The 11,110-nt window shown below is 73.0% G+C and carries 7 protein-coding genes; 4 read left to right on the top strand and 3 right to left on the bottom strand.

Going from position 1 to position 11,110, the window contains the following annotated elements:
* The first annotated feature begins 141 nt into the window (after positions 1-141).
* The 4 genes from ACGF5T_RS06025 to ACGF5T_RS06010 all read left to right on the top strand — a co-directional run bounded on the left by ACGF5T_RS06025 (position 142) and on the right by ACGF5T_RS06010 (position 4,569).
* Positions 142-1,899, top strand: coding sequence for an SDR family oxidoreductase (locus ACGF5T_RS06025; protein WP_366768346.1), 1,758 nt, complete (start codon positions 142-144; stop codon positions 1,897-1,899).
* A gap of 125 nt (positions 1,900-2,024) precedes the next feature.
* Entirely contained in the window at positions 2,025-2,573 is a 549-nt protein-coding gene (locus ACGF5T_RS06020; RefSeq protein ID WP_366768345.1) for an RNA 2'-phosphotransferase, read from the top strand.
* 151 nt (positions 2,574-2,724) lie between these two features.
* Positions 2,725-3,630 (top strand): LLM class flavin-dependent oxidoreductase, encoded by a 906-nt coding sequence (locus ACGF5T_RS06015; RefSeq protein WP_356602725.1) that lies wholly within the window; start codon positions 2,725-2,727, stop codon positions 3,628-3,630.
* A gap of 48 nt (positions 3,631-3,678) precedes the next feature.
* Positions 3,679-4,569 (top strand): Cof-type HAD-IIB family hydrolase, encoded by an 891-nt coding sequence (locus ACGF5T_RS06010; protein WP_356602723.1) that lies wholly within the window; start codon positions 3,679-3,681, stop codon positions 4,567-4,569.
* A gap of 26 nt (positions 4,570-4,595) precedes the next feature.
* On the opposite strand, the gene ACGF5T_RS06005 is transcribed toward ACGF5T_RS06010, so the two are convergent.
* The 3 genes from ACGF5T_RS06005 to cydD all read right to left on the bottom strand — a co-directional run bounded on the left by ACGF5T_RS06005 (position 4,596) and on the right by cydD (position 11,036).
* Positions 4,596-5,645, bottom strand: a complete 1,050-nt coding sequence (locus ACGF5T_RS06005) for a peptidoglycan DD-metalloendopeptidase family protein (RefSeq protein WP_366768344.1) — start codon at positions 5,643-5,645, stop codon at positions 4,596-4,598.
* A gap of 124 nt (positions 5,646-5,769) precedes the next feature.
* Positions 5,770-7,455: a GAF domain-containing protein gene (locus ACGF5T_RS06000; RefSeq protein ID WP_366768343.1), complete on the bottom strand. Its 1,686-nt coding sequence runs from the start codon at positions 7,453-7,455 to the stop codon at positions 5,770-5,772.
* A gap of 80 nt (positions 7,456-7,535) precedes the next feature.
* Positions 7,536-11,036, bottom strand: a complete 3,501-nt coding sequence (gene cydD / locus ACGF5T_RS05995) for a thiol reductant ABC exporter subunit CydD (protein WP_366768342.1) — start codon at positions 11,034-11,036, stop codon at positions 7,536-7,538.
* Positions 11,037-11,110 lie beyond the last annotated feature (74 nt).

Genomic DNA, 11,110 nt, shown 5'->3' with positions numbered 1-11,110 from the left:
TGCACGGCCCGCGGCCCGCGCCGGGCGGGCCCGGTGACGGAGGAGACCGGTGGCGAACGGGCCCGGTGGCAAAGGGACAGAGGGCACCAGCCCCCGCGGTGACCACGATCTGCCGCAGTTGCGGCGCTGGGCGGAGGAGGAATGACCGTGCTGGAGGGCGCGCGCGAGCGCTGGGTGCACACGGGCGGGGTCGAGCTGTGCGTGGCCGAACTGGGCGACCCGCTGCGGCCCACGGTCGTCCTGGTCCACGGCTACCCGGACAGCAAGGAGGTCTGGTCCGAGGTGGCCGCCCGCCTCGCCGACCGCTTCCACGTGGTCCTCTACGACGTGCGGGGCCATGGCCGGTCCACCGCGCCCAGCCCGCTGCGCGGCGGGTTCACGCTGGAGAAGCTGACGGACGACTTCCTGGCGGTGGCGGACGCCGTCAGCCCCGACCGGCCCGTGCATCTGGTGGGCCACGACTGGGGCTCGGTGCAGTCCTGGGAGTTCGTCACGGTCCAGCGCACCGAGGGCCGCGTCGCCTCCTTCACCTCCATGTCCGGCCCGTCCCTCGACCACTTCGGACACTGGATCGGCAAGCGCCTCAGGCGCCCCACCCCGCGCCGCGTCGGCCAGGTGCTCGGCCAGGGGGCCAAGTCCTGGTACGTCTACCTGCTGCATACGCCCGTACTGCCGGAACTGGCCTGGCGCGGTCCCCTGGGCAAGCGCTGGCCGGGCATCCTCCGCCGCGTCGAGAAGGTGCCCGGCGGCGACTACCCGACCCCGTCCCTGCCCACGGACGCGGCGCACGGGGCCTGGCTGTACCGCGACAACGTACGGCCCCGGCTGCGCCGGCCGCGCGACGACGCCTACGCGCACGCGCCCGTGCAGCTCATCACGCCCCTCGACGACGCGTTCCTGTCGGAACGGCTCTACGACGGACTGGAGCTGTGGGCCCCACGGCTGACCCGCCGCACGCTGCCCGCCAAGCACTGGGTGCCGCGCACCCGGCCCGACCGGCTGGCGGACTGGATCACGGAGTTCGTCGACGCCGTCGACGGCGGGCGGCCCGCCACCACGGCGGACGGACCGCACGCCGATCGCTTCGCCGGCCAGTTGGTGCTGGTCACCGGAGCGGGCAGCGGCATCGGCCGAGCCACGGCGCTCGCGTTCGCCGAGTCCGGCGCGCGCGTGGTGGCCGTCGACCGGAACCCCGAATCGGCCGCCCGCACCGCGGAGCTGGCCCGCCTGATCGGCGCGACGGCGGCCTGGGCGGAGACCACCGACGTCTCCGACGAGCGGGCCATGGAGAAACTCGCCGACAAGGTGGCCGCCGATCACGGCGTGGTGGACGTCCTGGTGAACAACGCCGGGATCGGTCTGTCGGGCTCCTTCTTCGACACCACGCCGGAGGACTGGAAGAAGGTCCTCGACATCAATCTGTGGGGCGTGATCCACGGCTGCCGCCTCTTCGGCAGGCAGATGGCCGAGCGCGGAGAGGGCGGCCACATCGTCAACATCGCCTCGGCCGCGGCCTTCCAGCCCTCCAGGGCCCTGCCGGCCTACAGCACCTCCAAGGCGGCCGTGCTGATGCTGAGCGAATGCCTGCGCGCCGAGCTGGCCGGGCAGGGAATCGGCGTCACGGCGATCTGCCCCGGTCTGGTCAACACCGGCATCACCTCGACGGCACGCTTCACCGGTGTCGACGCCGACGAGGAGCGGCGTCGGCAGCGGCGCACGGCTCGGCTGTACCGTCTGCGCAACTATCCGCCGGAGAAGGTGGCCGATGCCGTCCTGGACGCGGTCGTGCGCGACCGGGCCGTGGTCCCGGTGACGCCGGAGGCGCGGGGCGCCCACCTCGTGTCCCGTTTCCTTCCGGGGGCGTTGAGGCGCCTCGCTCGGGTGCAGCCGCCGCTGTAGTTTCCACAGGAGAGGCCAACCAGCCTGTGGATAACCGCACTTGGCTGTGGATCAAACCTCGACGGCAAAATCGATCGCGTGATGTGCGTCGCTGTCGGCAGGCTGGCCTCATGTCACAGGAACACATGGACGACAGACGCACCGTGAAGGTCTCCAAGTATCTGTCCAAGCATCTGCGCCATCAGCCGGAGAGGATCGGGCTCGTCCTCGACGACGGCGGATGGGTCGAGATCGACACGCTGATCGCCGCCGCGGCCGCGCACGGTTTCCGCCTCACCCGCGAAGAGCTCGACCACGTGGTCGCCACCAACGACAAACGGCGCTTCGCGACCGAGGGCACCCGCATCCGCGCGAGTCAGGGCCACAGCGTCGACGTGGACCTCGGACTGGCCACGGCGATCCCGCCCTCGCACCTCTACCACGGGACCGTCGCCCGGCACCTGGACGCGATCCGCGTCGAGGGGCTGAGGGCGATGGACCGGCACGACGTGCACCTTTCGGCGGACCGCGAGACCGCGACCCGGGTCGGTGCCCGACGCGGCCGGCCGATCGTGCTGACGGTGGACACCGCCGCCATGCATCGCGACGGCCACGTATTCCACCTCAGCGCGAACGGTGTCTGGCTGACGAAGCACGTGCCGCCTCGGTATCTGCGCTTTCCCGCTCCGCACTGATCCCGTGCGATCGGGGCGTCGACCGGACCCGCCGCCCACCGCAGCGGGGCCGCGGACTCCTACGGCCTCCACCCGTTCCCGATCCGTCACCCACGGTGACGCCCGTCCCTGTTTCACGTGAAACGCGGCCGCTCCGCATAGGCTCGGAGACATGAGTCTGCGCCTGAGCACCGTGATCCTTCCGTACCGCCGCTGGCACGACGGCGGCCGTTCGACCTGGACGCGTGCCGAGCAGCTCGGTTTCCACACCGCGTACACCTACGACCACCTTTCCTGGCGCAGCTTCCGGGACGGCCCGTGGTTCGGTGCCGTGCCGACGCTCACCGCCGCCGCGTCGGTCACCGAGCGGCTTCGCCTGGGCACGCTGGTGACCTCGCCGAACTTCCGGCACCCGGTGACGCTCGCCAAGGAGCTGATCTCCCTGGACGACATCTCCGGCGGCCGGGTCACCCTCGGCATAGGAGCGGGCGGCACCGGTTTCGACGCCACCGCACTCGGCCAGGAACCGTGGACGCCGCGTGAGCGAGCCGACCGGCTCGCCGAGTTCCTCCCGCTGCTCGACCGGCTGCTGACCGAGGACGCCGTCTCGTACGAGGGTGACTTCTATTCGGCGCACGAGGCGCGCAACATCCCGGGATGCGTGCAGCGCCCCCGGCTGCCGTTCGCGGTCGCCGCGACCGGGCCTCGCGGGCTGCGCCTCGCCGCGCGACACGGCCAGGCCTGGGTGACCACCGGAGACCCGAAGCTGTACGAGGACGGCACCCCCGAGCAGTCGGACCGGGCGCTGCGGGGACAGGCCGACAAGCTGGCCGACGCCTGCGCCGCGATCGGCCGCGAGGCGGGCGAGCTCGACAGGGTCCTGCTCACCGGCTTCACACCGGACCGCAGTCGCCCGCTGGAGTCCGTGGACGCCTTCGTCGACTTCGCCGGACGCCACCGGGACCTGGGCTTCACGGAGCTGGTCGTCCACTGGCCCATCCCGGACTCCGACTTCACGGCGGACGAGAAGGTCTTCGAGCGGATCGCCATGGAGGCGCCGGCCCAGCTGAAGGGATGAGAGCCATGGCTCACAGATGTGCGGACTCACGCACGGACGTGCAGGCATATGCGTGACAATGAGCCGGTGACCTCAGCGACCCGACAGCCGAAGCCCTCCACCGCCGCCACCCGCCCGCGACTCATCGCCACCGATCTCGACGGCACCCTGCTGCGCGACGACAAGTCGGTCTCCCCGCGCACGGTCGCCGCGCTGGCCGCCGCCGAGAAGGCGGGCATCGAGGTCTTCTTCGTCACCGGCCGCCCCGCCCGCTGGATGGACGTCGTCAGCGCCCATGTCCACGGACACGGCCTCGCCATCTGCGGCAACGGCGCCGCCGTGGTCGACCTGCACGGCGGCCCCGGCACCCACCGGTTCGTCAAGGTGCGGGAGCTGGCCCGGGAGACCGCGCTGGACGTCGTACGGCTGCTGCGCGAGGCGGCGCCCGGCACGGTGTACGCCGTCGAGCAGACGTACGGCTTTCATCAGGAACCGGCCTACCCGAAGCTGCACATGGAGGTCCCCGACGACCTCCTGCCCGCTGAGGAGATCCTCGCGCCGGACGGGCGCGCCGCCACCGAGCCGATCCTCAAGATCCTCGCGTTCCACCCCGAGCTGGACCCCGACGGATTCCTCACCCTGGCCCGCCTCGCCGTCGGCGACCGCGCCAACGTCACCCGCTCCAGCCCCAGCGCCCTCCTGGAGATCAGCGGACCGGAGGTGTCCAAGGCCAGCACGCTCGCCCTGTGCTGTGCCGAGCGCGGCATCTCGCACGAGGAGGTCGTCGCTTTCGGCGACATGCCGAACGACGTGGAGATGCTCACCTGGGCAGGGCAGTCGTACGCGATGGGCAACGCGCATCCCGACGTGATCGCCGCCGCCTCGGGACGGACGGTGGCCAACAACGAGGACGGGGTGGCGGTCGTGATCGAGCGGATCCTGGCGGACCTTCCCCGGTAACCGCCCCGCGGCCCCTTCCCGTCCCGTCAGAGCGCCACCCCGCGCCGCGCCAACCACGGGACCGGGTCGAGCGCCGAGCCCGTCTCCGGAGTGATCCGCACCTCGAAATGCAGGTGCGGGCCGGTGGAGTTCCCCGTGCTGCCCGACTGACCGAGCCACTGGCCGGGACGGACCCGCTCACCCTGGTCGACGGCGACGGCGGCGAGATGGGCGTATTGGGTGTAGTAGCCGCCCGCATGCTGGACCACGACCTGCATTCCGAAGGCGCCGCCGCACGTCACGGTGACCACCCGGCCCGTGCCGACCGATCGCACCGGAGTCCCGACCGGCACCGCGAAGTCCTGGCCGGTGTGCCGGTTCGCCCACCTCGCCCCGGCGCTGCCGAAGGACGCCGACAGCTCGTACGTCTCCACCGGTGCGACCCAGGACCGGCTGGACCGCGCGTCGGGCTGGTCGAGACGGACCGCGCCGGGACAGGAGCCGGCCGCCACCGAGGCATCCGCCTGCCCCTCCAGCCGCGAACGGGCCGCCTCCAGCCTGCCCTCGATCCTGCGCTTCAGCTCGGCGAGCCGTGCGTTGCGTTCCTCCAGGGCCCGCCAGGCCGCCCGCGCCTCGGCCTCGTCCGTGGCGAACCGGGCCTCCGCCCGCAGGCTCTTGCCGATGGCCCTGTCGACGGCCTGATCAGCGCGGGACAAGGCACGACGGCCTCGCAACAGCTCGTCCGGATCGTCCGCGAGCAGCATCCGCGCGGTGTAAGGGAGCCCGCCGCCCTCGCGGTACTGGGCGCGGGCGATCCGGCCCAGATCCTCGTGCACGGAGTCGATCCTCCGCCGCTGCCGGTCGAGCCGCTTCTCGTACGCCAGCGCCTTCGTCCGCTGCGCCTCCGCCTCGCGCCGCCCGTCCTCGTACTGCTCGGTGGCCCTGGCCGCGTCCTCGTAGAGCCGCGCCACCTGTGCGCCGAGACCGGTGTCGGAGCCGCCGCCCCCGTCCAGGGCGTCGGTGGGGCGGGCCGCGAGCACGGCGAGCGCGCACAGCAACACCGGAACGAGCAGCGGATGGCGGCGAGGTGAGCGCATGCCAGCGATCGTGGACCGGATGCCGGCGCGCGACCTCCTGCGATTCGTACGACCGGGGGACCCGTTACCTCACACGGAGCAGTGCGCCCTGCTGCACCCGGGGCAACCACGACGGCGGCAGTGCTCAGTACGGTGCCTCCCACAGCACCGTCGTGCCGCCTCCGTCCCGGCCGATGCCCGGGCCCAGCCGGCTCACCCCTCCGACGGCCTCGGCACGCCGCTCGAGATTGTGCAGGCCGCTGCGCCGGCCGCCCTCCGGGACCCCGACCCCGTCGTCGGCGACGGACAGCCGCACCCCCGGACGGCCGTCCGGCAGGACCGCCGCAGCATCGACGACCACCTCGATCCGGGTGGCGTGCGCGTGCCGGAACGCGTTGGACAGAGCCTCGCGCAACGCCGCGATGAGGTTCCTTCCGGTCACCTCGCCGACAGCGGTGTCGACCAGGCCGGCGAAACGGTGCGAGGGCGTGAATCCCAGCGGCACGGCGGCCAGGGCGACCTCCCGCAGCACTCGGGTGCGCAGCCCGGCGGGTGGATCGGCCGGCTGCCGCAGCGCGAAGATCGCCGAGCGGATCTCCTGGATGGTGACGTCGAGTTCGTCCACGGCCCCGCCCACCCGGTCACGCACCTCGGGGACGGCGGAGCCGCGCCGAGCGCTCTCCAGCATCATCCCCGTGGCGAACAGCCGCTGGATGACGAGATCGTGCAGGTCCCGCGCGATGCGGTCGCGGTCCTCGTACACCGCGAGCCGTTCCCGGTCACGCTGGGCGTCGGCCATCATCAACGCCAGCGCGGCCTGTGAGGCGAACCGTTCGCCGAGCGCTCGCTCCGTGCGCGTGAAGGGGCGCTCGCCCCGGGCGCGGGGCATGACGAGGGCGCCGAGCACCCGGGCGTCCCTGCACAGGGGCAGCAGCATGATCGGCCCGTAGGCGCGTACCGGTCCGGCCTCCAGGCGCCGGTCGGTGGCGGCATCGTCCACGAACACGGACCGTCCGGCGAGGAGTTCACCGACGACGCCGTTGTCCGCCGGGATGACCCTGCCCAGGACGTCCGCGGGATGCTCCGCCGACACGGCCACGATCTCCAGGCCACCCTCGTCGGCCGGCAGCAGCACGATGCCGGCCGCCGCTCCGGACAACCGGCGTGCCTGTTCGGCGACGGTCTGGAGGGCCTCATCGACGTCACCGCCGGACAGCAGGGCGGTGGTGACGGCGACCGACCCGTCGATCCAGCGCTCCCGCCGCTGGGCGGCCTCGTACAGCCGCGCGTTGCCGATGGCGATGCCGGCCTCCGTGGCCAGGACCCGGACCATGGCGAGGTCGTAGTCGTCGAACGGTACTCCGGCCCGCTTGTCGGTCAGGTACAGGTTGCCGAAGATCTCGCCCTGGACGCGGATGGGCACACCGAGGAAGCCGCGCATCCGCGGGTGGTGCTCGGGGAAACCGCAGGAGCGCGGATCGTCGGTCAGGTCCGTGAGCCGCACCGGCGCCGGGTCGCGGATGAGCGCGCCCAGCAGGCCTTTGCGGCCGTCGGGCAGATGACCGATCCGTCGGGCGGTCGTCTCGTCGACGCCGTGGTGCACGAACGCCGCGAGGCCGTCACCGTCCTCGTCCACGACACCGATGGCCGCGTACCGGGCATCCGCCAGGTCGGCCGCGGTCTCGCAGATCCGGTGCAGGGTGGAGTGCAGTTCCAGTCCGCTGCCCACCGACCGCATCGCGTCCAGCAGTCTCGGCACCCGTGCCAGGAACTCGGCCGTGGCCCCGTGACGGGGCTGCGGAGTGCCGGGAGAGGGTGCTGGGGGAGGCATGACCCGAGCCTAATGAGACCTTTTTGTTCGGGAAAGTCGGATTCCAGGAGAGCTTCGGGGAAGTCGGCACGGACCTTCCCTCACCGCGCCCCGACCAGAAGCTCCGACGCTGCCTCACGCTCGGCCATCGCCCGCAGCGGCCCCGGCACCGCGGCCAGCTCCGCGTACGTCCCTCGCTGCACCACCCGGCCCTCGTCCAGCACGATCACCTCGTCCACGGCCCCCAGACCCGCCAGCCGGTGCGTGATCAGCAAGGTCGTACGGCCCTCGGTGGCGGCCAGCAGATCGGCGGTGAGCGCGTCGGCGGTCGGCAGGTCCAGGTGCTCGGCGGGCTCGTCCAGCACCAGGACCGGGAAGTCGGCGAGCAGTGCCCGGGCCAGCGCCAGTCGCTGCCGCTGCCCGCCGGACAACCGGGCGCCGTGCTCCCCGACCAGCGTGTCCAGGCCCTCGGGCAGACGGTCGGCCCACTCCAGCAGCCGGGCTCGTGCCAGGGCGTCGCGCAGCTCGTCCTCGGTGGCCTCCTTCCGGGCCAGGAGCAGGTTCTCGCGCACCGAGCTGTCGAAGAGGTGCGCGTCCTGGGCGCACAGTCCGACGAGCCGCCGTACGTCGTCACCGGCCAGGGCGTAGGCGTCGACACCGGCCAGCGTGTAGGAACCCGCGTCCGCGTCGAGGAACCGCAGCAGCACCTGGGCCAGCGTCGTCTTGCCGGACCCGGACGGCCCGACCACGGCGACACGGCGTCCTTCCGCCAGTGTCACGTCGAGCTGCGCCACGGCGTCCCGGTCCTGCCCGGAGTGGCGCGCGGCCAGTCCCTTGAGGACGACCGGGAACGGTGACGCGGGCGCCTGCCGTGGTGTCTCCGGCTCCCGTACGGGCTCGGGGGCGTCGAGCACCTCGTACACCCGCTCGGCGCTCCGGTGCACGCGCTGCCGGTACTGCACGGCCAGGGGGAGCCCCAGTACGGCCTCGAAGGCCGCCAGGGGAGTCAGCACGACGACGGCCAGGGCCACCCCGGCGAGCCGCCCGTCGGCGACCGCCTGGACCCCGACGAGAGCGGCGCCCGCGACGGTCAGCCCGGACACCAGGGCCGTGAGCCCGTCCCCCACCGCGGTGGCGGTGGCGGCGCGCGAGGCGATCCGGGTGAGCGCGCCGTCCGCCCGGCGCGTCTCGGCGTACCGCGCGGGCAGTGCGCCGGCGACGGTCAGCTCGGCGGTGCCGCTGAGCAGGTCGGTCACCCGGGTGGCGAGCAGTCCACGGGCGGGCGCCAGTCGGCCCTCGGCCCTGCGTGAGACAAGGCCGGTCACCATCGGGACGCCGACTCCGGCCGCCAGCAGCCCCACCGCCAGCACCACACCGGCCTCCGGCAGCAACCACGCCGTGAAGCCGACCGACGCGGCCGAAACCACCGCCGCGGACGCGGCGGGCAGGAGCCAGCGCAGCCAGTAGTCCTGCAGCGCGTCGACGTCGGCGACCAGCCGGGACAGCAGGTCACCCCGTCGGCTGCGGCGCAACCCCGCGGGCGCGAGCCGCTCCAGTCGCCGGTACACGGCGACCCGGGTGTCGGCGAGCATCCTCAGCACCGCGTCGTGCGACACGAGCCGCTCGGCATAGCGGAAGACGGCCCGCCCGATGCCGAAGGCACGCGTGGCCGTCACGGCCACCATCAGGTAGAGCACGGGCGGCTGCTCGGAGGCCCGCGAGATCAGATATCCGGAGGTGGCCATCAGGCCGACGGCGCTGCCGAGGGCCGCACTGCCGAGCAGCAGGGCCAGGCCGAGCCGCCCGCGCCGCGCCGCCGACATCGCGCGCACCCTGGCGAGGACACCGCCACCAGGCATCGGTGAAGGGGCCGGGGCACCGGGGGACACCGCACTGGTGCTTCCGGAGGCCTCGTCGAGAGCCCGTGCGGCCGGTGCTCCCCGAGAGCCGTCGGCCGCGACGGCGGGGGCCTGCTCCTCCAGCCGCACCACCCGGTCGGCCACTTCCAGCAGCGCCGGGCGGTGCACCACCAGCAGGACCGTCCGCCCCTCGGCCAGCCTTCGCACGGCGGCCACGACCTCGGCCTCGGTGGCCCCGTCCAGAGCGGCCGTCGGCTCGTCCAGGAGCAGGACCGGCCGGTCCGCGAGGAATGCCCGGGCCAGCGCCAGCCGCTGTCGCTGCCCGGCGGACAGCCCGGCCCCGTCCTCCCCGAGCACCGTCCCCGTCCCCTCGGGCAACGCGTCCACGAACGCCAGTGCGCCCGCGTCCCGCAGCGCGCGTCGTACGGCGTCGTCGTCGGCGTCCGGCCGGGCCAGCCGTACGTTCTCGGCGATGGTGCCGGCGTAGAGATGCGGGTGCTGCGGTACCCAGGCGACGCGGGCGTGCCACTGCGCCAGATCGAGGCTGTCGAGGTCGGCTCCCCCGACACGGATCCGCCCCCCGGCCGGTCGCACGAAGCCGAGAAGGGCGTTGAGCAGCGTCGACTTTCCCGCCCCGCTCGGACCGACGAGGGCGACCGTCTCCCCGGGCCGGACGGTGAAGCACACCTCCGTCACCGCGTCCGCGGCGCGTCCGGGATAGCGCACCGTCACGTCCTCGAAGGACAGGGCAGCGTCCGCCGGTACCTGGCCGGTCCCCCGCGCCGGTACGGGACGCTCCAGTACCTCGAAGATCTCCTCGGCGGCGGCGAGACCCTCGGCCGCCGCGTGGTACTGCGCCCCCACCTGCCGCAACGGCAGATAGGCCTCGGGCGCGAGCACGAGGACCACCAGACCGTCGTACAGGGCCATGTCGCCGTGGACCAGCCGCATGCCGATGGTGACGGCGACGAGCGCCACGGAGAGCGTGGCGAGCAGTTCCAACGCGAAGGACGACAGGAAGGCGATCCGCAGCGTCCGCATGGTCGCCTGCCGGTACTCGCCGGTGATGCGCTTGATCGACTCGGCCTGTGCCTTGGCCCGCCCGAAGACCTTCAGCGTCGGCAGCCCCGCGACCACGTCCAGGAAGTGCCCGGACAGCCGGGAGAGCAGACGCCACTGCCGGTCCATACGGGACTGTGTGGCCCAGCCGATCAGCACCATGAAGAGCGGGATGAGCGGCAGGGTGCCGACGATGATGGCCGCCGAGACCCAGTCCTCGGTGACGATGCGGGCCAGCACCGCCACGGGCACGACGACCGCGAGCCCCAGTTGCGGCAGATAGCGCGAGAAGTAGTCGTCGAGGGCGTCGACTCCGCGGGTGGCCAGCGCGACCAGCGATCCGGTCCGCTGCCCGCTGAGCCATCCGGGACCGAGCGCGGTGGCCCGCTCCAGCAGCCGGCCCCGCAGCTCCGACTTCACCGCCGCGCTCGCTCGGTGCGCGGCCAGCTCGGTCAGCCAGCCGACCAGGGCCCGCCCGCAGGCGACGGCCACCAGGAGCAGCACAGGCGTGCGGAGTTCGGCCACCGTGAGACCGTGCTGGAAGGCGCCCACCACCACCTCGGCGATGAGCATCGCCTGTGCGACGAGGAGCCCGGCGCCGACCGCGCCCAGGACGACGACCGCCATCAGGAAGAATCGGGTCGCGCGGGCGTACCGCAGAAGACGTGGGTCGATGGGTTTCACGTGAAACATGCCCTCCCGTCCCGGAGGTGCGTTTCACGTGAAACACGGCGCTGTGCCACGTGATGCACACCCCT

It is taken from the genome of Streptomyces sp. NPDC047853 (genome assembly GCF_043204535.1).
GTDB lineage: Bacteria > Actinomycetota > Actinomycetes > Streptomycetales > Streptomycetaceae > Streptomyces.
This window is presented reverse-complemented; position numbering and strand designations above follow the sequence as displayed.

Excerpts from the sequence above, each read along its gene's own strand:
- ACGF5T_RS06025 (WP_366768346.1), top strand. The coding sequence starts at position 142 with ATGACCGTGCTGGAGGGCGCGCGCGAGCGCTGGGTGCACACGGGCGGG.
- ACGF5T_RS06020 (WP_366768345.1), top strand. The coding sequence starts at position 2,025 with ATGGACGACAGACGCACCGTGAAGGTCTCCAAGTATCTGTCCAAGCAT.
- ACGF5T_RS06015 (WP_356602725.1), top strand. The coding sequence starts at position 2,725 with ATGAGTCTGCGCCTGAGCACCGTGATCCTTCCGTACCGCCGCTGGCAC.
- ACGF5T_RS06010 (WP_356602723.1), top strand. The coding sequence starts at position 3,679 with ATGCGTGACAATGAGCCGGTGACCTCAGCGACCCGACAGCCGAAGCCC.
- ACGF5T_RS06005 (WP_366768344.1), bottom strand. The coding sequence starts at position 5,645 with ATGCGCTCACCTCGCCGCCATCCGCTGCTCGTTCCGGTGTTGCTGTGC.
- ACGF5T_RS06000 (WP_366768343.1), bottom strand. The coding sequence starts at position 7,455 with ATGCCTCCCCCAGCACCCTCTCCCGGCACTCCGCAGCCCCGTCACGGG.